This is a genomic window from Butyrivibrio sp. YAB3001 (assembly GCF_900112195.1).
Lineage (GTDB): Bacteria > Bacillota > Clostridia > Lachnospirales > Lachnospiraceae > Butyrivibrio.
In genome coordinates, this window is sequence record NZ_FOKR01000007.1 from 1 (window position 1) to 21,932 (window position 21,932).

At 37.2% G+C, this 21,932-nt stretch carries 20 protein-coding genes; 5 read left to right on the forward strand and 15 right to left on the reverse strand.

The genetic code is table 11. The features are described from left to right. Positions 1–357: 357 nt before the first annotated feature. Together BM086_RS09040 and BM086_RS09045 are read right to left on the reverse strand one after the other, a co-directional pair. Positions 358–1,344, reverse strand: coding sequence for a hypothetical protein (locus BM086_RS09040; protein ID WP_092325703.1), 987 nt, complete (start codon positions 1,342–1,344; stop codon positions 358–360). 188 nt (positions 1,345–1,532) lie between these two features. Next, positions 1,533–2,645 (reverse strand): 5-methyltetrahydropteroyltriglutamate--homocysteine S-methyltransferase, encoded by a 1,113-nt coding sequence (locus BM086_RS09045; protein ID WP_092325872.1) that lies wholly within the window; start codon positions 2,643–2,645, stop codon positions 1,533–1,535. A gap of 155 nt (positions 2,646–2,800) precedes the next feature. Between BM086_RS09045 and BM086_RS09050 the strand changes: the two genes are divergently transcribed. Together BM086_RS09050 and BM086_RS09055 are read left to right on the forward strand one after the other, a co-directional pair. Next, positions 2,801–3,709 carry a LysR family transcriptional regulator gene (locus BM086_RS09050; protein ID WP_092325704.1) on the forward strand — a complete coding sequence of 303 codons (909 nt, stop codon included), beginning with the start codon at positions 2,801–2,803 and terminating at the stop codon, positions 3,707–3,709. Between the two features lie 221 nt (positions 3,710–3,930). Continuing rightward, entirely contained in the window at positions 3,931–4,956 is a 1,026-nt protein-coding gene (locus BM086_RS09055) for a DUF2804 domain-containing protein (RefSeq protein ID WP_092325705.1), read from the forward strand. Between the two features lie 36 nt (positions 4,957–4,992). Here BM086_RS09055 and BM086_RS09060 read toward each other — a convergent pair whose 3' ends face one another. Then, positions 4,993–6,900 (reverse strand): peptide ABC transporter substrate-binding protein, encoded by a 1,908-nt coding sequence (locus tag BM086_RS09060; protein ID WP_092325706.1) that lies wholly within the window; start codon positions 6,898–6,900, stop codon positions 4,993–4,995. Beyond that, complete coding sequence (locus BM086_RS09065) at positions 6,897–8,312, reverse strand: GGDEF domain-containing protein (RefSeq protein WP_092325707.1); 1,416 nt, start codon at positions 8,310–8,312, stop codon at positions 6,897–6,899. The genes BM086_RS09060 and BM086_RS09065 overlap by 4 nt, the downstream gene beginning before the upstream one ends. 205 nt (positions 8,313–8,517) lie before the next feature. Here BM086_RS09065 and BM086_RS09070 point away from each other — a divergent pair, with 205 nt between their 5' ends. The 3 genes from BM086_RS09070 (at position 8,518) to BM086_RS09080 (ending at position 10,517) form a co-directional block, all read left to right on the forward strand. After that, the gene (locus BM086_RS09070; RefSeq protein ID WP_092325708.1) at positions 8,518–9,354 is read left to right on the forward strand and encodes a putative ABC transporter permease; all 837 of its coding nucleotides are present in this window, start codon (positions 8,518–8,520) and stop codon (positions 9,352–9,354) included. A gap of 134 nt (positions 9,355–9,488) precedes the next feature. Then, a complete protein-coding gene (locus BM086_RS09075; RefSeq protein ID WP_092325709.1) occupies positions 9,489–9,743 on the forward strand; it encodes a DUF6465 family protein in 255 nt (84 codons plus the stop codon). Between the two features lie 12 nt (positions 9,744–9,755). Further along, on the forward strand, positions 9,756–10,517 hold the full coding sequence (locus BM086_RS09080) for a ParA family protein (RefSeq protein WP_092325710.1): 762 nt from the start codon (positions 9,756–9,758) through the stop codon (positions 10,515–10,517). A 126-nt stretch (positions 10,518–10,643) separates the two neighbouring features. Here BM086_RS09080 and BM086_RS09085 read toward each other — a convergent pair whose 3' ends face one another. The 11 genes from BM086_RS09085 to BM086_RS09135 form a co-directional block, all read right to left on the reverse strand. Then, positions 10,644–12,539 carry an EAL domain-containing protein gene (locus BM086_RS09085; RefSeq protein WP_092325711.1) on the reverse strand — a complete coding sequence of 632 codons (1,896 nt, stop codon included), beginning with the start codon at positions 12,537–12,539 and terminating at the stop codon, positions 10,644–10,646. A gap of 328 nt (positions 12,540–12,867) precedes the next feature. Continuing rightward, the gene (locus tag BM086_RS09090) at positions 12,868–13,068 is read right to left on the reverse strand and encodes a DUF4869 domain-containing protein (protein ID WP_092325712.1); all 201 of its coding nucleotides are present in this window, start codon (positions 13,066–13,068) and stop codon (positions 12,868–12,870) included. Positions 13,069–13,353: 285 nt separating this feature from the next. Further along, a complete protein-coding gene (locus tag BM086_RS09095; protein ID WP_092325713.1) occupies positions 13,354–14,280 on the reverse strand; it encodes a hypothetical protein in 927 nt (308 codons plus the stop codon). 71 nt (positions 14,281–14,351) lie between these two features. After that, the gene (locus tag BM086_RS09100; protein ID WP_092325714.1) at positions 14,352–15,110 is read right to left on the reverse strand and encodes a DUF3226 domain-containing protein; all 759 of its coding nucleotides are present in this window, start codon (positions 15,108–15,110) and stop codon (positions 14,352–14,354) included. Continuing rightward, positions 15,107–16,231: an AAA family ATPase gene (locus BM086_RS09105; protein ID WP_092325715.1), complete on the reverse strand. Its 1,125-nt coding sequence runs from the start codon at positions 16,229–16,231 to the stop codon at positions 15,107–15,109. Before BM086_RS09105 ends, BM086_RS09100 begins: the two co-directional genes overlap by 4 nt. Beyond that, the gene (locus BM086_RS09110) at positions 16,231–16,557 is read right to left on the reverse strand and encodes a helix-turn-helix domain-containing protein (protein ID WP_175560182.1); all 327 of its coding nucleotides are present in this window, start codon (positions 16,555–16,557) and stop codon (positions 16,231–16,233) included. The genes BM086_RS09105 and BM086_RS09110 overlap by 1 nt, the downstream gene beginning before the upstream one ends. Positions 16,558–16,868: 311 nt before the next feature. Next, positions 16,869–17,189: an acyltransferase family protein gene (locus tag BM086_RS09115; RefSeq protein ID WP_092325717.1), complete on the reverse strand. Its 321-nt coding sequence runs from the start codon at positions 17,187–17,189 to the stop codon at positions 16,869–16,871. A gap of 75 nt (positions 17,190–17,264) precedes the next feature. Then, positions 17,265–17,648 carry a helix-turn-helix domain-containing protein gene (locus BM086_RS09120; protein ID WP_092325718.1) on the reverse strand — a complete coding sequence of 128 codons (384 nt, stop codon included), beginning with the start codon at positions 17,646–17,648 and terminating at the stop codon, positions 17,265–17,267. A gap of 14 nt (positions 17,649–17,662) precedes the next feature. Then, on the reverse strand, positions 17,663–18,646 hold the full coding sequence (locus BM086_RS09125; RefSeq protein WP_092325719.1) for a hypothetical protein: 984 nt from the start codon (positions 18,644–18,646) through the stop codon (positions 17,663–17,665). Between the two features lie 35 nt (positions 18,647–18,681). After that, positions 18,682–20,247, reverse strand: coding sequence for an MBOAT family O-acyltransferase (locus tag BM086_RS09130; RefSeq protein ID WP_092325720.1), 1,566 nt, complete (start codon positions 20,245–20,247; stop codon positions 18,682–18,684). A gap of 183 nt (positions 20,248–20,430) precedes the next feature. Next, positions 20,431–21,921, reverse strand: coding sequence for a lipopolysaccharide biosynthesis protein (locus BM086_RS09135; protein WP_092325721.1), 1,491 nt, complete (start codon positions 21,919–21,921; stop codon positions 20,431–20,433). Between the last annotated feature and the right edge of the window lie 11 nt (positions 21,922–21,932).

Sequence of the window (21,932 nt, forward strand, 5' to 3'; positions counted from 1 at the left end):
AGTTTACTTGATGAGGTTTCCCACGAATCTAGTAAACCACTGTAAAAAGTTTGATCTGGTCAGAACTTAAGCTTGGCTTTTGTTCTGTCCGTTATTTACTATTTTTTGTTCTGAATAATTCTCGATTGAGCGATATTGCGAATAACTTAATCATCCGCCCTGCTCAATACTTTTTGGAATTTTTCAGGGTTGCATTACTGTTTATTTGTCAATGTGCTAGAGCTTGTAATCCGCTCCACTACTGCATTTGCGGTCGTTTTGTTTCTGTCGCGTCAGCAGCAACGAATACAAATATATCACCCTGCCATTGACATGTCAACAATTATTTTTAACTTTTTTAAAAAATCGAAATTTAGTTTATTCAAATGTGATTGAATCAATAATAGCTGTAAGTAAATCATGAATTGGCTTATCCACTGTGTCGTCACCGCAGTCATGACCTGTTACTTCAAATGCAAGGTATCCGCCCATATAGTCTCTGGTCACAACATATTCATACAAGCCTGATCCTTCTCCGGAGGAAGCAAGTTCAGCCCAATATCCAATAACATCTGTTGTTCCCGGGAAATTCTGTTCATAAGTATTTGCCTTTGCACCGTAACCTTTAGCAAATTCATCTCTTGCCTGTTCGCCATTCATATCAACGTCATACACAACAAATACCATATTTGTTCCGGCGCCTTCACCTGAATATACGATAGCTACTTTGTTATTTTCCTGGGTGATTTCAAATAAATCCGCATCATACTTAACACTCCAGCCATTTGCATTATGATATACGCTCTCAGCTGCGCCATTTACATAGTTCTCTGCGCTAAAAGAGTCCGCATCAGCTCCAGCAACAGGTTCAAAAACAAGTGCACGTTCGGGAATATCTTCGAAATAACCATGAACCACTCCATTATCAACTGCTGTAATGATTAAATTGCCTTCTCCATCGCCTTCACCACCAAAGAAGAACTTTACTGAACCGTCTGTCTGCTCAACACCAAATGGAAGTCCAATTCCATTATTATCGCCATCTGCTGTGTAACCATAAGTCTCTTCATTGAATACATAAAAATAATGCTTTGTCGGATTCTCTAATTCCTCAGCATAATTTGCATAAACTCCCTTTGTAAAATAAGGCGCTCCAGGAACTTTTGAAGGAGCATCAGCAAGAGGAATCTCCGTTTCAACAATTTCAGGAGTTGCATTCTCAGCTTCGCCTGTTTCTGCCTGAACAGCAACTTCATCATCGCTCCTGTTTTCTGTGTGGGCACTTCCACAACCTGCTAAAACAGCTCCACTCATTACAGTAATTAGTGCCAGTGATGTTACTTTTCTCAAAAATGACTTTTTCATAATAATTATCTCCTTGTTTGTTTTCTGTAATAATATTATACGATAAACCATCACAAAAATGTCACACAGAGAAAATCATTAAAATGGTACCCCTATAAAGAACAAAACAGCGTCAGAAAACTAACCTTATTGACACATCCGTTTTTACATTTAGAAACTGTTTTGAGCTTCATATATAAAAAACAATCTCACCACACTTCTTCTGCAATTTCTTTTACCAACTTAAGCTTTGCCCACTGCTCTTCCTCTGTAAGCTTATTGCCAATTTCGCATGATGCAAAACCGCACTGAGGGCTTAAACACAAACGATCAATTGGAACGTATTTAGATGCCTCATGTATTCTTTCAATAATTTTGGCTTTATCCTCAAGCACAGGAGATTTAGTAGTAATTAGCCCCAGCACAATTATCTTATCGTCAGAAACTTTCGACAGTGGTGCGAATCCGCCGGACCTTTCATCGTCATACTCAAGGAATAACGCATCCACATTTTCTTTTGCAAAAACATGGTCTGCTACAGTATCATAAGCACCACTGGTAAAATAGGTTGAATGATAGTTTCCATGGCATATATGAGAATTAATTGTCATATCTGCCGGCTTTCCCTCGAGAGCTAGATTATTAACCTTAAGAAGCTGGTCTTTTACTTCTTCAAGATCAATACCAAGTGACTTATATCTCTGTTTGGCAGCATCCCCCACAATAGCTCCCCATGTGCAATCATCCAGCTGAAGAATCCTGCAGCCCGCATCATAGAACTGCTTTATCACATCCCTATATACAGACGCTATATCGATAATCAGTTCATCATTTGTAGGATAAAACTTCCTGGTTGTATCATAATTAGAAGGAACTATCATCTGCTGAAACATCTGAGCAGGCGCAGGTATTGTGTATTTCGCAATAGTATTCTCATCTTCAAACTGCTTGAGGAATTTGAAATATTCCACAAAAGGGTGAGGTTTTGCTTTGATTTTGTCTACTAAATACGTATCGTCAAGTACTGCAAGTTCATCATTAAACTGAACGCCTTTTCCGCTAGCCTTATGGTCTATTCCCTCAAATCCCCACATGAAATCAAGATGCCAGAATGTTCTTCTGAATTCCCCATCTGTTATCACATGAAAACCCAGTTCTTTCTGCTTTTCCACCACCTTTGTGACTTCGTCATCTACCACCTTTTCAAAATCTTCAAGGCTGATATTTCCTGCCTGATAGGATGCCTTGGCATCTTTCAATGACTGTGGTCTTAAAAAACTCCCAACGAAATCATAATGATATATTTTCTTTTCCTTACTCATCTCATCCCTTTCCTCCCTTAGCATTTGTATGATCATGTTTTGGATTATATCCCCGCATTTTTTGCCGGTAAAATACATATTTTTGACTTCTTACCATAGATTTTTTCTATAATAGATATTATGATTGTACTCAAATCTATCAAAGGAGATTAGGTATGACATTAAAGCAACTCTTCTATGCTGTAACTATCGCCGAGACAGGCAACATGACTGAAGCAGCCAAAAAACTTTTTATAGCGCAGCCAAGCCTATCAGCTTCGATTCATGAGCTTGAAAAAGAATATAAAATAACCATTTTTACGCGTTCTAATAAGGGAATAGAGCTCACTTCTGAAGGAGATGAATTTTTAGGATATGCCAGACAGGTTTTGGAGCAGGCAAATCTTATAGACGAACGATATACCGGTAAAACAAGAGGGAAGCTGCGTTTTTGCGTTTCTGCTCAACACTATTCATTCGTTGTGGAAGCTTTCGTTAAATTGCTAAAAGAACATGGTGGAAACAAATATGAATTTCACATGAGAGAAACCCAGACTTACGAGATAATAGATGATGTGGCGCATCTTCGCAGCGATATAGGAGTTCTTTACCTTAATAATTTCAATGAAACAATTATCAGGAAAAGCCTCCGCGACAACAATCTGTCTTTTACCACCCTATTCAAGGCAAAGCCGCATGTATTTATAGGAAAAGACAATCCACTTGCCAGAAAAAGAAAACTGTCCCTTAAAGACTTAAAGCCTTATCCCCGCCTTTCGTACGAACAAGGAAGTCACAACTCTTTTTATTTTTCAGAAGAGATACTAAGCACTGTAGACTGCGACAAGAACATAGTTGTTTGTGATCGCGCCACACTTTTCAATATGCTTATAGGTCTGAACGGATATACTATTTGCAGTGGCGTTATTAGCGAAGAGCTGAATGGTCCTAATATCATAGCCAAGCCGCTTGATGTAGATGATTATATGGAAATCGGATATATTCTTCCGGGAGACATCCGCCCTTCACAGCTGACACTTACTTATATTAAGATCCTTAGCAGCATTATATCGCAAAAAAGCTGAGCAGAACCGCTTTCCACTCCTGTCCATACGAAGGTTCACGTATAGGCAGGTTAAATCTGCTCGAACCTATTAGACCGTTCTGTTTCTTTACTGCTGAAATTTTTCTTCTCTGTTATTTTTCATTAAAAGTGAACTATACTCTCATATTCACTATAGTATAATAATATATGCAGTAGTTTGCATCCAAAGTGGAACTTTTTTACAGATAAATGGAGAATGCCATGCCAAGAAATCATGAAGTTACTAAAAAACAACCTCTTTTAGATAATAAAGGAGAACTGCGTGAACCCGGATGGTCAAGAAGTCTTATTCAGGAATACAATAAAGAAATGATCAAAGCCCCTACATGGCGCATAAAAGAATGGGATTACTATCTGGTTCTTTCCGATAAATTCGCAGGAGCTTTTACCATATCGGATGACGGTTATATCGGTCTTCAGTCTGTATCTCTCTTGAATTTTAGTGATAATCCTTGGGAACATACTGAAACAGTCCTTAACGCGCTCCCATTTGGAAAAATTGGGCTCCCATCATCCTCCGAATCAGGAACAACTGAATATAAAGACAAACGCCTTCAGATGAAATTTGAAGTATTGGATCACAGAAGACACCTGACCTGCCACTTTGAAAACTACTATAAAGGTAAACCTTTTGACTGCGATATTTATCTTGAACAACCGGATATGGATACCATGGTTATTGCAACACCATGGAATAAAAAACATGCCTTCTATTATAATCAAAAGATAAACTGCATGCGCGCATCCGGATATATTCAATACGATGGAAAAAAATATGTTTTTAACCCAAATTCAGATTTTGGCACTTTAGATTGGGGAAGAGGCGTCTGGACATACGACAATACCTGGTACTGGGGATCAGGCAATTGCGATATAAACGGAAAATCTTTTGGATTTAACATTGGATATGGTTTCGGTAATACTAAAGCCGCAACAGAAAATATCATTTTCTACAATAATAAAGCCAATAAACTAGATGACATAACCTTCCATATCCCTCAAAACTCTTACATGGAGCCTTGGACAATAACATCCTCTGACGGCAGATTTGATATGAACTTTATTCCAGTTCTTGACCGTGCTGCCTGCCTTGACTATAAAATTATTGCTTCTGATCAGCATCAAGTATTTGGAAAAATGAGTGGCACTGCCATTCTGGACGACGGAACAAAAATTCAGGTTAAAGATATGATGTGCTTTGCTGAAAAAGTTCACAATAAGTATTAAAAACACTTGATTGCATTTGAGCGGTTGCTGACATCATTATTCCATCACCTTCTCCGCCCACTCTTCATAAGCTTTATCATACTCTTCCATGCTCATGGAGGAATCATGGAGGATATAGCGTTTAAATCTCTGTCTTGCCATTCCGTAGGACGAATACTCGCCCTCGAATTCATTCAGACGTGACATAACGTATCCGTCACCAAGCATTATAGAGAAGGGAACAACGATTGCATGTCTTATGACTACTTCTTCTGCTTCGGCGAAGGCCTGGAATCTTGCGGTGTTATCCGTGGTGATGGCAGCTGCTTTATCGACTTTTTCCCGCCATTCATCATGAGTTTTTTTCACGCTCTCATCCTGACACATGTGCCAGAACATGTACTCTCCGTCATCCTCAAAAGGCTCTGTCCAAGTCTGGGGATCAGCATAATCTGCGCCCCAGCGGCATTTCATAAACGCATATTTGCCGCTTCGTCTAACCGACAGCAGTACGCCAGTGTCGCTCCCGGCAGCCACAATAACATCGATAAAATTTCTCCCAAGGGCATTTTCTATCTGCTGCTCAAGTAAAAGAGCTTCTTCCTTCCAGCCCTGAGTTGACGGATTATATGGCATCAGCATTTTTATTGGAAAAGTTACGCCAGCCTCTATTAACTCATATTTGGCCGTAAGTCTATAAGCCTTAACCAACGTAAGGTTAAAGCTATCGGTCTGTGAAATATTATAAAGTCCGTTAAAAGCTGTAAAATCTTTTCCATTATCAGCAACAGCTCCCGGAGGCGTAACAGTGTTAGTCAGAAGGCTTTCAGGTGAGTAGGGTTCATAAATTGAAAGGAGCTTTACTCTGTCTATCGATGCCATTATGGCTTTCCTGAAATTCTCGTTTGCTACGGCTTTTGCCCAATTTTCAGGCTCATATTTCTCGTCGAATTGCGGATTAAAATTAAAACAATAAAAATATGAAAAAGAAGTATCCTGTCTGGAATGGTGAATTTCTCCGCCAATCTTAGAATTCTCAAGATATTCCTCAAGACGGCTGGTTTTTACTACTGCTTTATCAATACTTCCTTCAAGATATCTTTCAACACTGATGGCTTCAGCATCCACATCATAGTAATTTTCCACTCTGTCAATGTGAACATTATCGCGATCCCAGTAACTTGGATTTTTGACAAGAACCTGTTTTTCCAATGGCTGAAAATAGTGTAGTATATATGCCCCGTTATATAGAAGATTCTTATTATTCCTGGCAAACATATTTCCCACTTTTTTCAGGTAGGAACGGCAAATCGGAAGATATGTCGTATAAGAGAGCACACTAAGGAAAAATGGACATGGCTTTTCAAGTTCATACATCAGCGTCTTATCATCCAGCGCAGTTACTCCAATTTCAGAGGCTTTTACCTCCTCGGGCGGATCTTCAAACAATTCAGGATTAAGAAGATAAGTGGTGTATTCATAGTATTCCTGGGCTTTTACAACAACTGAACCTGTGGAATACATGTACTGACAATCCGTTTCATTAGCTGCATTATTGACATATTCTGCCGCTGCAACAAAGTCATCCGCGGTGACCTTTGCATAAAAATTTCCATTATAATCAACCCAGGAAATATCATCTCTTAAATGAAATATCCACTTAGTCATATCCTCGTTGGACTCCCAGCTCTCCGCAAGTCCCGGAATGATGTTTCCGTATTCATCATAGTCCACAAGAGCATCTATTACATTTGCGCAGATAGCAGTATCAACAGAAGAACTGGTCACAAGATAATTTAAGTTTACAACTTCAGAAGAATACAGCGTTCTGTACACCTTGGCGTCTTCTCTGTATGCATCGTCCAATGTATGATTTTCAAGGTCTGGCAGCTTATAACTGCATCCTGTGAATAGTATGGAAAAAGAGATAATGAAAGTGAAAATTCTTTTGAAGCTATTTTTCATCCTCGCATCTCCTTTCCTATAGATTCATAATACTTGCGCTTATTTTCGTACATTTCCTCCTCTGCAAGTTTAATTACTGCCAAAAGCTTTTTATCCGGAGTTGCCATGGCAAGACCGCAAGCCACATGGTATCCATTATCTATGACCTTTTTTTCCACTTTCGCAAGGTCTTTTCTCACAAGGGCCTCGTCTCTCTCATAACGAAAGGCCACAAACTCATCTCCGCCAATTCTATAAGTATTGTTCTCTCCAAACTCAGTGCTGATGATATTTGCAATGGTCTTTAACATGTTGTCGCCCGCAAGATGGCCCTGAGTGTTATTTAGTTCATGAAGTCCGTTTACATCAAAGTATATGCAGGCAATTCCTTCTGTCCCCTGCTGTAAATGCTGACAAAAATACTCGTAACGGTTTCTGTTCTGCAGTCCCGTAAGGGCATCCATATTTGCTCTTCTCTCTATTCCCACAAGAGAGCCCGTAGTGATATGAATTATGTACAGAAAATAAATAACAAGTGCTATCCCTTCAGCAAAAAGTAAAATATAAATTGAGATCTGTATCGGTCTAACGTGTTCATAAACGTATTTTTCAGGAACACTTATCACCATCTCCCACTCTTCAATGTTCATCGGCAGGAAACAATAATAGATGTTTTTCTTAGATTCCGCATCTATTCCAGTGGCGTACCCGCTTCTTCCTTTTTTTATCGCATCAGCCAAAGTATCATTGACACTGATCTGTGTTACGAGTATATCCACGTCACTTATGTTCTCTCTGGTTCTTCCCTGACTATCGATAAGGATTTCTCCGGTTTTCCTGTCAACCACCGTAACATCTGCATGTCCGTCATATATTTCTGGTATCCACGCATTCAAAATCCCCTCAGGAGTAGTCGTTCCGTATAGAAAAGCAATTGTCTCATCCTCTCTTCTTATGGGAACGAAGCTTCTAAGGTCATAGACACCCTCAGTTTCTAGGTCTTTTTCCAGAGTGGAGATATGCTCACCAAGGGCTTTGACCTTCTCAAAGTCAAGTACTTTGGCAGCATCCAGGTCCATTCCTGATATTCTGATTACTTTGTTCTGTGGTGTTAGAATGGCAATATCGGAAATCAATGAATTTACAGAATAAATATTCAAATATGCAGTAACATTCAGGGAATGCAAAGAATCTCTGGATTCAGAAATAATGTTGGCGATCATACGGAGCATATTTCTGTCCGCACGAAACTCACCTTCGATGGATTCGATGGTTTCTTCAGTAGCACTCTGCAGTTTAGAATAACTTTGCTCGCGCGTATAGCTCCACACGTAAACCACATATAGAAGTGATGCAATCAGAACTATCACCATAAGCACAATGGTTGCTATAAGGCTGCGAGTCCTAAATCTTTCCTGGGCTTTTTTCCACATAATCCTTTGTTTTTGGATAAATAATCCTCGTAAAACCGGCACTTCTAACAGAATTATACCATGAAGCAGTAAGCGAAATTATAAACAAAAACGAAAAACAATATTATAAAAGTTGGGATTTGCCAATATTCAAGGCAAGATACACGAATAAGTTACCGGAACGTGTTATAATAAATGATGTTTCTACATTATTAAGGAGATTCATATGTTAATATCACAATATTTTGTTGAATTTATCTTTTATAGTTTCTTAGGCTGGGTATGGGAATCAATCTACTGCACCATAAAAGAGAAAAAATGGGCGGATCGCGGGTTCCTCTTTGGACCTGTCTGTCCAATTTATGGTTCCTGCGTCGTTGCAACTTCCATGGTATTTAGTTTGTTTCCTGCGCTTTCTGACCCAAATTTTCCTATTTGGGCCATCTTTATCATATGTTACCTTGGCAGCGCCGTAGCGGAATTTGGCACATCCTGGGTATTGGAAAAGAGATTTCATGCCAGATGGTGGGATTATAGCGAACTTCCGCTCAACATTCAGGGAAGAATCTGTGTTCCTGTCAGCATATGCTTTGGCATAGCAGGTGTTCTTATTGTTAAATACCTGATTCCTACTGTAGAAAATCTGCATAACTACACAAATCCGCTTGTTTATGAGGTTCTTGCGATCATCATTGCAATGATTTTTGGTGCTGACTATGCGCTTACAGAGGCAAGCCTATCGGCTCTTCTTGGAAATGTTCAGCAGATGCATGATGAATTTAACGAGAAGGCTCAGAGCAACTATGAAAAGGTTGCATCAGCTCCCAAGATAATAGGACAGCTTATCGCGGAAGAAAAAGAAAGTGTCGAGAACACACGTGAACGTTTGGTAAAAGCCTATGCATCACGCCTGTCCCTCAACCAGAAGAGAATTCTTATCAGTATCAAAAAGTTCACACCAAAGCTTAGCACCGGCCTTGATTCATCACCCTTCCGCACAGAGCTCACAGAAAATCTCCGTACAAGAGTGCGTGAACTTCGGAAATTTCCGAAGAAGAAGTAATAGTGCTATTAATTTCACTAACTACAGTGCTTGACGACTATAGCAATTATATTCAAATTGATTGAATTGTCATTGCAATTCAACAAATAACGAGTTTATAATCATAGAAAAGGCTTGAAAAGGGGGAATTTAGTATGGCCAGAAAAAGTAGTGTTGAACGAGCTAACAAGGTTACCGGCGGTTTTGCCACAGCCCAGAAGAATATCGTAATTCAGTATGGCAATAAAGAACGAAATGCTGATGAGCTCTTAAATCTTATCAAGGCAGACGCGCTTGCAAAGGGGATAAGCGAAGCTGATTTTGATAAGATTGATGTTTATGTAAAGCCCGAGGAGCAGAAAGTTTTTTATGTTGTAAATGAAGACATCAACGGTAGCATTGACTTCTAAGGAGGAAAAACTATGGCAACAGTTTTTGTTGTGGCCAACCAGAAAGGCGGTATCGGAAAAAGCACTACTGCGACAAATCTGGCTGGAATCTTGGGGAAAGAATACAAAACGCTTCTCATAGACGCTGATCCGCAGGGGAACAGTTCCAGCACCTATGAGGCAAAGATTGAAAATGTACCAACTCTTTACGATGTAATGATCGACTCTGATAAGCTTCCCATTTTCGAAGCAATACAGCATACTGAAAATGGCGATATCGTGGCATCTGACCCGCTTCTTGTTAAGGCAGAAAAGATGCTGGATGGTGATATTGAAGGCTTTTATCGACTTAAGGATGCTCTTGATGAACTTACCGGTTATGACTATATTGTCATCGATACTGCGCCATCACTCAACATAATACTATATAACTGCCTTATAGCAGCTCACAAGGTTATTATCCCTGTAACTGCCGATTCATACGCAATGCAGGGCATCTGGCAGCTTCACGACACCATTATGTCAGTTAAGCGCAGACAGAATAAAGATCTTTCAATCGCAGGTCTTTTGCTTGTTAAATATTCAGGAAGATCCAATCTGGAAAAAGAAATCCGCGACAATATAGAAGAAAATGCTCAGAAAATGGGTACTCATCTTTTTAACACCATAATACGTGAATGTGTCAAGACAAAAGAGGCTCAGGAATATAAGAAACTTCTTATCGACTATGCGCCTAAATGCAATACCTGCCTTGATTACATTGATTTTGCAAAGGAACTGCTCACAGCAAAGTGACTTGCATAATAATACCTACAATCTTGGATCCTATCTCCTAGATTGTAGGTATTCATAAATGTAATTGCAAAAAACACGCCTTTTTTGCGGATTTCGTTCAACAATGTTTGCATGGAATACACTTATCTACTTTACCACATATCTTTCCAGGAATTCATCCATCGGAAGTGCTCTCGCATAATAAAATCCCTGAAGATACTTGCATCCTATTTCTCTCATCTGCCTTGCCATATTTTCATCTTCTATTCCTTCAGCCGTTATTTCGAATCCCATGCTTGAAAATGTCTTAACCATGCTAGGAAGCATTTCATCTGGCTTTTTGATGTAATCCCAGACTATGCTCATATCCAATTTAATGCAGATAAATGGGCATTGTTTTACCCTTGTCATATTAGAATAACCTTTGCCATAATCATCCAAAACCAATTGGAATCCCAACTGCCTTATGGTATTTGCCTGATTGACCAAAAGCTGATCATCTACCATATGCTCTTCTGTTATCTCTAAATGGATGTACTTTGGATCAATTTCATATTCAGTCATGCTTTTCATCAGTATTTCACCTAAATCTGCTCGCATAAACTGAATCGGTGAAAGGTTAACGTTTATCCAGGACATTCCCATTTTATCCAGATCATTGTCCTTGATAAACTTGCAAACCTTGACAAATACCTGATGGCCCATCTCATTGATACGGCCATTTTGCTCAGCTATCGGAATGAAAAGGTCCGGAGGTATTATTTTCCCCTCAGAGTCCCTGATCCTGGCAAGCGCCTCAGCTCCGGCCAGCTTACCGGTCCTGGCATCCATAATCGGCTGAAGGAATACTTCAACAAGGTTCTGATCCAGCGCATACGCCATTGCCCTCTTTACTTCCATCTCCTTACGGGCTTTGGTTGCATGCTCTGCACCAATTTCTTTTACCTCATTCCTGTCAGCTCTATCAGCCTCAATCGATGCTATAGTTAATAATTGCGACAAAACACTAAATGGTATCTTGGCAACAGACGAATCTAAATAGGCACAGCCGATATCAAAATAAAACTCTGCATCTTCCGCAACCCATGGATTTCTAAACCTCTCCTGCAACTTTCTGTTTATCTCATCCTTATCACATTTTTCCTCATAAAGGATTACAAATCGCCCATCCCGGTTATAAAAAATCTTTTTCTTTTTAAACTCTTTTCGCAGATATTCACCAATCTTGTAGTTGCCTATATCCATCTGCCTTGAGCCATAGAGTTCTTTTAACTCGTTATAATTATGGATAGTAAATGCAAAAAGAGTAAATTTCTTCCTGTCATTAATCTCTTCCAGATACTCCAAAAGCGCCCGGTTATTGAATAGCCAGGTTCTTCCTTCCATATAAAAATCGGGATTTTCAAAGGAAAGGTAAATAGTTATAAGCGCCAGCAGACAGAATGTATCCATCAAAAGATACTTAGGGAACAACAGCCTTACAATTGTCCCACCTAGCAAAATGACGTTATACCAGAAAAGTATATGATATTCACTTTTTATCCTGAGATCCTCTTTACGCGTGAAAACACCGTAAAAACTAAGGCAAAGATAAAGCCAGAATACAAAATACAAAAGATTGTAAAGCGGTGCGCTGTGATACCCCTCTTCATCCATGTAGTAGAACCATCTGGTAAAAGAAGTTGTGAGCACTATGACTATTGAAATAGCAAACGGCATTGCAATAATATACCGTTTGGTTTTACTGTTGAGGAAATTGAGCCTGAGAGCAGAGGCTGTAAAAATAAAGAAATAATAGGCTCTTGCAAAAAACGCAATAAAATAAGCGCTATTAACCACATACAAAGTAAATAGCGAAAAATCTTGATGGCTTGAATCCGCCGCACTGGATACGATATCCAAAATCATTACTGAACATTCAATAATGATCAAGTGGATAAATGTTCTATTCATCCTAAGCGGAACGCGGGGTAATGAAAAATAATACCCTACAAACACGCCCAAAACTAATAAACTTGGAAAAACAAAGCTGTAATTCCACATAGGAAGTCCTCAGTAAAGCACAATCGATGCATGAAAATCACAATCCAATAACCAGTTGAAAAAGCAATAAAATAGTTTCAAAAAGTCATCAATCATCTTAGTATTTTTATACATCAATAATACACTAATACGTCAAATAATATACTACATTTCAGCAAATATTATAAAAAATTAATCTTTGGAATTCTTTTGCCAATCTTCACCCTAAAATGGTTTTAATCGTTTAGCTATAACATCTATTGCTTCAATAAGCCTTTTCTTCCCTTTGTCATTTAAGTACGCTTTATTTAAGTGGCTTTTATTATAGTGAAGATATGTATCCTTTGTCTCAGCAATCAGAAGTTTTGTAAATGGATCCCAAAAACGGACTGTCTATCACACGCGCGCTTATAACTTCTGATTTATCAATATCTCTGATAACGTTGACAGAAAAATCATCTGTAATCCACTCATCCAGATAAACATTATCAAAATATGTAGGTGGATGATATATAGAGTTATCTATATCCCCCAATACTATCTTTAACATTCCATCTTCTCCCTACTGTTTGGAACCACAGCACAATTGTTTTTGCACAGTTCCACATTTTTATTGCTTAGTAACATCACACTTATACTATTATTGCGATTCGCACTCAACTTCCGCCAAATACATTATCTATATATAATATTCAATTCTATGAATCCAAACACGAGAAACAATTTTTGTCAATATTTAAGTAATTACCATACAAAAACCATCAGGCGGACATGTTAGCATGTCCGCCTGTACTTTAATCTAAACGTGTTGTTATTGTTACTCACTCAATTATGATCAATACTTGAATGTAAAGTCATATGCCTCTTCTGGACCAACGATAGCGCTATCTGTCTCTGATACATAAAAAGTAGCTCCAAGTACAGAGTAGTCGATGGTACCTTTAATCGTATCATCATCGCTGGTGAAGTGAATGACTTCTTCGTCCCCGGGATAATCCTGGATATAGCCGTATCCGCTAAATTCGTGTTCGTCATCGATGTGAACACGCACATTATATGAATCGCTCTCCATTCCCTCTGTAATTATAAGATAGCAGTCACCGGCATAGTCACCGTAAAAGCCGCAAGGTGTTGAATCAGGGAAAGAAAAAGTAACCTCACCGTTCAAGTCAGCAAGTACGCTTGCAAGGCTATAAGCGTCCTGCTTGTATCGCATAGCTGTATTGTAGTTGATGATCATAGGCTGCATTGAACCACCCTCATAAGCATAGCTCATTTTTTCTGCAACAGCTGGAACATAGCTTTCCCATCTCTCATTTTCAGAAGTAAATTCGCCGGAATTAGCAGGATCTTTTTCATTGATTCTATCTGCAAGGCTTTTATCTTCTAACTTCCATACCAAAATTGTCCATTGGCTTAATTCATTAATATCAGCCTGAGTTTCCGCAGACATTCTGATCATTTCATATTTATCATAAAGTTCATTTACCTTAACAAGCTCGTCTGAGAGATTTTCAGAGCCGGAAATAATATCGTTTATTTCGTTTTGTATCTGCTCAGTATAATCCTGGGATTGGGATTCTGCCCCTGATTCTGTACCAGAAGACTCACTGGTTTCAGCGCCAGCAGAATTATCAACTTCTTTCTCGCCACCAACCTGCTCAAACAATCCGGCGTCGCCACCTTCTTCAACTGCCTCTTTTCCGCAACCGCCAAGCACAAAGACCGCGGCTAATAATATTGCCAAAATTCTTTTTTTCATAATCTTCCTCCAAAAATATGCTTTATATATGGTAGCATAGATTGGTGTGTTTTTGAATTTCTACGCAAAAGTCATTTTTCATTCAATATGCCTTCCGCCTCCGGCTTTTCCGCTCCGAGATATTGGAATGGTAAAAACAATTGCCTAAGAGATTCAGAGCTTGACCAATCAATCTTGGAAATAAATGTTACAAATGAACGCATTGCATTTTGCGGATTCTTGATACTGAAAAAAGTCCCAATGGTTGCCTTATCGGATTTGTTTGTCTGGTAGAGTTCTGGGACTATTTCTGCTTTTAACGAATTGATAAAGGTGGACACTTCCTTTATCAATTCCGCTTCCTCAGGAATATCCTTCAGTGCATTTATGATAACTCTCTCCAACGCACCATTCTCATCGGCAGGAATAACCAATAGATATGTATTTATGGTTTTGGATTGTCCAAATGAATCAGTAATGTCGTTGCTAAGCCATTGCCCGCCCCTGATAGTAAGACTACCCAGTGCCTTTTTGATTCTTCTTGCTATCTTGCCGTCAGTATCTTCATCCCTGTCAGTTACAATCATTAAAGATGCAATATCTTTTTCAATGAGCATTGTATTTACTCGATGCTTTTCTACAAATGACGCAAATTTCCCGTTACCACCAACACCACATAAGATAAGCTGACTATCTTCCTTAGCAAGACTTTCTATGTGTTCATAGGCGTCATTTTCTGTTATGCCTATCACATTACTGTTTTCGTGCTTCCATCCATATACATTTTGTAAAAAGTAACTAATAAGCAGAACGTCAGATACGCCTTCTACGAGTACTAATTCTGTCATCATAAGCGTACCTCAAATTCAAATACTTTCTTATTATCATAAACATATTTGCCTGTAACGTTCCTGGCAACAACATTGATAGCATTACTATCCGGTGATTTGATTTTCTTTAGAGTTATAACTTTGATAGGATCTTTCTTTTCAGTTTCATTTTCATAATCACCATATTTCAATATGGCATCTATGACTTCATTACTATGAGTCGCTATAAATAGCTGAACATTTAACTTATTTGCCAGTGCAAAAACAACGGGAAACAATGTATCATAATACTTTTTGTGAAGTCCCGTTTCAATTTCATCAATTAATAATATTGAATCTGAAGAAGCAAACATTTTGTTAAGAATATAGAGAATCTTCTTGATGCCGTCTCCATATACTGAAAAAGGCATGCTTGAGCCATTTTGGGTAATAATGGTTTCAAGATATGTCCCGTCATCTGCCTTGGTATAACAAATATCTGCTATTTCGCTATCAAATTGTCTTAGAATATCAATTGTAAGTTTCTTATATTCCGGATTATCCACAATGTTCTGTAAAAGGTCATACCTCATGTGCCCAAAAGAGGGTATGTATTGAACTTCTTTTTTCATTGCCACTCCTGGCAACCCAGTGTCCATAGATGTACATCTAATATTCTGCTCTGCGATTTTTTTGTTTGTCTGAGAGGCTATTCTACCAATAAAAACTTTGGCGGTTTCAGGTAAAAAAGCTGAAGATCTTTTATATTGCAGCTTTTCACGCGGAGATAACGCAGATAATTGCAAAGCCTCATCACCAGAAATATTTTTTTCTTGTCCGCTAAGCTGAAATCTCAGAGTACCATTGCTGCTTTCTGCATATATGTCAAATTCTAACTGATCAGCCGACTGATCAATATCGAACAGTTTTATAAATGAAACGAAAAAGCTGTTTCTATCAGGGCTAAGAACTGAACGTTGATTAATTATCTTTTTTATAGAGCCAATCTGTGTTTTTGCAAATAAAAACTGAATAGCTTCTAGAAAAGTGGTCTTTCCGCTATTATTATCACCTACTATGAGGTTTATATTTGAAAAATCAGTAATCTCTAGCTGTTTGATACCTCTAAATCTATTTATTTCAATTGAATTGATGTGTCCCATTATTCATCTCCTCCAATTTTTTCGAAGCTAACAACAAGTTTTGTATTTGTAGATGCTGCTATTTTCTGTAACGTATCAAGTCGCGGTGCAACTTTACCATTTAGTATTTTACTTATATTAGACTGGGACATTCCGGTTATTTTGCACAAATCTTCCTGTGTAAGTTTATTATCGTCCAAAACCCTTTGTATTTCGGCGGATACTCCGTTTAGCATATCACCTAAAGCACTATTAGCATTGTTGGCAGAAGTTATTTCCGAGCCAGAAGCAGGTTTTTTCAGCTTGTTTATCTGTTCAAATATTGCATCAATTTCGTTTTCACCCATAATAATGCCCTCCATTTATGTTAAGTATAACATAAATGGAGGGCATTATACAAAATATGTTTTATTTAACAATATTTTATTTATGCGACGAATATGTTATTATTAACATATTCGTAGACTGTAATAAGGATTTATCAAGCAGAATTAAACTGATTTGTCCAAATCCTTATATTGTGAAGAAAGACTAATATAGAATCCAATATCTACACTTGATTTTTCCAAATACTTAACACAAAATAAAGCCGCCAAAAACCACGTCGCACCTAGAAACGGGACCTTACCAACAGTACTTATTATTTCTAAAACTTCTCTTATACAAACCTTGTAATCCCATTTTTTCCAATAAAAAAGAATAAAAAAACAGGATAAAACATGAGATTATATAGCCAAAATGGAATCAAAAGACTTTTCAGTTTCCCTTTAATATATGTGTTTACCGGTTTATATCCCTTATAAAGCATTCCTGAAATAAAAAAGAAAAAAGGCATGTGAAAAGATCCAATAAAACTGGTAATGGGCCCATATGCATGTGCCCATACTACCATTATTATTCCAATTCCTTTAGCTATATCAAGATAAATCTGTCTATTTAATGTAGTTCTTTCTTCCATAATGTTCTTTCCAGAAAACATAGTTTTCCCCAATACCAAATCTTAGAAATAATCTTATCTTCAGAAAATCTGCAATTTCACTTCGGTATTTAAATATCAATCCATATACAATGTCTTGGTCAAGTCATAAACCGCCTTTTTCTGAGAATCAGTAAGATTCTTAAAATAATACACAAGTTCATCCACCTGACCTGCATCATCTTTAACCTTTTGCAATTCAGAACCTTTCACAGCATCGTTGGTAGCATCAGGATCTAGTTTCGAAAGAAAAACTTCCGCGCTAACGCCATAATACTTAGCTAACGTATATAGCTTGTCCGCTGACGGAACAATTCTCCCATTTTCATACGCAGAGTAAGTCACACTCTTAACTTTGAGTAATTCTGCAATCTCACTCTGGTACTTGCCTGCATCTTTGCGCATCTGCCTAAGCAAACCAGCCAAGGTTAATTCACTTTGTTCGATTGTTTTTCTCTGCATAAAACATCTCCTCTTTAGAGCTCATTTTCCCACATGTTACCTTTAATATTCCTAAAATCAGTCAATTCGAATGTTTCTTTGAGATATTTTCCCAAGAAATCCGCAACCTTATTCGAACCGCTGGTATTCAGATGACCTTTATCAGAAAAGTCCGTCTTTCCATCAATCCCAATCTCATCCACATATTCAAATAAATTAAAATATGCACATCCATTTTGTTCAGCATAATCCTTCATTGCATTTGCATATTTGTACTCTCCCTGATATGGTGCAGTATAAAAAACAACTTTTATATCATTTGCCCTACAGGTCATCATGATGTCATCTAATATTGCAACTGATGTTTCACTCAGTTCCTCTTGTTCAAAAGTCGTATAATCAGGGATTTTTGCTTTCTTAGCAGTATCTGAGCTGACAAAGCCCATAGTCTTCCTGAAGTCTTTTCCATCATAATTATTCATCGGATTAAAGCTGCTCTTCTGTAAATCATTCCAGTTATCATGAAATGCAACAAACGGGATATAGTACGATAGATACCTTTCCTTATCATCGCCAAGACACTGTTTAAGATATATCTCCTTGTTATCATCATTATCTATAGCAGAAGTGTAGTAAATTTCACCATTAACATTAATATCCTCAAGACACTCACCCACCATGAAGGTCTCAATAAGTGCAACTTTTGGCTTCTGTGTCTTTAGAGAATCCTTGAAAAATAACAATGTTGTATTGAGTTTCTGCCAGTTGCATCCATAATTATATGCGCCAATGCCATACTTGGAATACAATTCCATAGGATTCATGCCGCGCCACATATGACTTGAACCATACCCCATTACTTCGATTGAGTTATCAGGAATTTCATGAAAGGTATTGATTGCGTTTATACAAATATCTGTCTTAACTGGTCTGACTAACCACCCCATTTTGTAGATTCCAACGACTATTATTGCAATAACCGCTAATACACATACCAATCTCTTTATATATTTCTTCATTGCAATTCCTCTTTTCTTATAAAAACAGCGAACGCCTAAAACTGAAAGTAAATAAAACTTGCCTGATCAAATGTTGGTCCCCATTTTCCAAATAACAAAATAAACAGTACTGTTCCGGAAACAAACAGGATTCTAAACCAATAATCCTGCTTGAGAATAATATCGCTGATAACTACTCTCTTCCTCTTACAACAATCAGCAATCAAAAGAATCAAAATGCAATATAACATCAACCAAAAATTCTTTATGTCAAGTCCGCATTCATAAATTGATCCATCAAACAAAACCCATGGATTATGAACAATAAAAATGGACTTGATAACTTCCAATGCCTGACCGATATTACTTGCTCTAAAGAATATCCAAGTAAAATCAATCAAGACAAACGTCCCTATCATATGAACCAGTTTATGCCCCATAGATTCTCTGTTAAGCCCCAATAATTTAACACCGCGATTTCTTAATGGCTGCAATATTTCACCAATAACCTGATATACCCCGTTTATTCCGCCCCAAACCACATAAGATAAATCAGCGCCATGCCAGAGACCACTTACAAGAAAGACAATTATCTTGTTAATATACTTCCTCACTTTGCCTTTCCTACTTCCACCAAGCGGAATATAGAGATAGTCCTTAAACCATGAAGTTAAAGATATATGCCATCTTCTCCAAAATTCTGCAACAGAAGTAGACAAATATGGTGCATTAAAATTCTTCATAAGTTCAACGCCAAGTATCTTAGCTGAACCAACAGCTATCGTAGAATAACCAGCAAAGTCACAATAAATCTGAACCGCAAACAAAACCGTTGCCAACAGTAGAAAATACCCTGGATATGTCTCCGTATCGCCATAAACTGTATCTACAAAAATAGAAATCCTATCAGCAAGAACCAATTTCAAAAAGTATCCCCAGAGCATTAAAATCAGTCCTTCTTTTGCTTTTTCATAATTGAATTTCTGCGGTACAGCAAGCTGCTTTAACAGATTCTTAGATCTTTCAATAGGACCTGCAACCAATTGTGGGAAAAATGAAACAAACAGAGCGTATCTGAAGAAATTCTTCTCTGCATATATTTCTCCTCTATAAACGTCCATGGTGTAACTAAGCGCCTGAAACGTGTAAAAAGAAATTCCAACAGGAAGAATAATATCGAATTCCGGCAAATTCAGCTGCACGTTGAACCTTGAAAAAACATCAGCAAGAAGATTGCATGCAAATCCTGTATATTTGAAGTAAAATAGAATTCCGATATTTGATAAAAAACTTATAGCTACAACTATTTTCTTTAAATGAGTCTTTACCTCTTCTACTGCCTCCTGATTATCCTGAGCATTTTCAGCAGAAGCACCATTAAGGCTAAGCGAATCACATAAGCCAAATATTTTTCCATTTTTAATTGCATCTATCAATATTCCACTTAAATATGTGATTACTGTTGATGTCAGAATAAGTAATGCATATTTAGCATTCCAGCACATGTAAAAATAGTAACTTGCTACTAAAAGCCATAAATATTTAATCTTATCTGGAATCACATAGTAGACCAATAAAACTATTGGAAAAAAGATTAAAAAATCAATTGAGTTGAATAACATACTCCCCCCTATATACCTGTTGCTACAACCATTAACTTATAATTCATCAATACTTTGTTCCTATCTAATGTCAAATTTCTCATTCATAAGCACTCAGAAAACTTGCATGAGTTAGATAATACTCCTTATTACTAATCAACTAAAGATTACAAAATCAAACGTAAAAGTGCCTTATTTTAAAAATTAACGTTTTTGATAATATGCAAGAACAGACTTCAAATACTTTCTATCGAACAATACAGCAACAAACATAGAAACCACAGCAATTATTACACCTCTACCTAAGGCTAATTCAAAGAATGAAAAATAGCTTTTTACTTCTAAAACAAAAAATCTAGAAACAAAACAAGATAATAACATCTGCATTATCAATACAATGATTCTGTATAAGAACAAATTGTATTTTCTTTCCAAAACATGAGCTGTTGAATAAAGTGAATATTGAATTGTCCTATATGTCATAGCAATAATAGTTCCCACTATTACACCATTCATTCCCATAATATTAACTAAGCACAGTGAAATAATGATATTAATAATTGGCTCAATAATTGCTCCATTTCTTGTTTGTTTATAATGGCCCGCTGCCTGCGTTACAACTTGATATGGTATTCTTATGCACCATAACAGTTCTGCTATACAAAACAATAATCCAAATAAAGGTCTCTGATAATCGACATCTGTAACCCCTTTTGTATATACATCAACAAAAGGAAGAATTAACACAATAGCGCATGAAAAAACTATTCCACTAAGGTAAAATAATGTAATCTCAAACATTTTAAACGCAGCATTTAAGGATTCTTTCTGCTTACGCGCAATCATATTTCCAAAAGCTGCTTCTATACCAGATCCCAAGCTGTTTATTATTGCCTTAACACCATTTACTACCATTCTATATATTGCATATACTGAAATTTCCTTTAAATCCAAAAATAACGTAAGAATAACAACATCTGTATTATCGTGTGCAAATGTCGCCATTTGGTGTGCAAACGCATCCCACCGCTGACCTATTATCTTATTATCAGGTTTTGCAGCATAGTCAATTTTAAAAGATTTATCAACTGCATATTTTAGTAAAAAAGGTTGTAAACAAAACGATAAAGCAGCAACAAGTTTTACAAGACGAATATCCGCGCCATTATCAATGAGCATCACAGATGTGACTGTAGAGATAATTACACACGCTATTTGCGAACCTGTTATTAAATATTGCCTTTGATCTGCAGCAAGTATCGCTTTATAAGATATCCCAAGAAAATTTATGGCTAATGCATTTATTCCCAATATCATCACGAGTGATGCTGTAAAAAACCAATCAAATTTATCTATAAATAAATATGGATAAATACAAATCATAATAAAAACTAATAGTACAAAAAAGCACGATAATTTATGCATAAATTTTCTAGTAGTAATATAAATAGTACTAATAGAGTCAAGATTATTTTCGCTGATAGGCTTATATAATGCAGCTCTTGTTGCACCAGCTATACCAAATTGCATAAGATTTCCATATGTCAAAAATTGCTCTATCGACGAAATTAAACCATTATAAGTAGAACCATAATGTGATAAGATTAAACGAGGCAAAATAAAATTACATATGACAACAACTATTTCTCTTAGTATTGCCATGACAGTATTGATTAAAGCTTTTTTTGCACGCATATTACTAATCC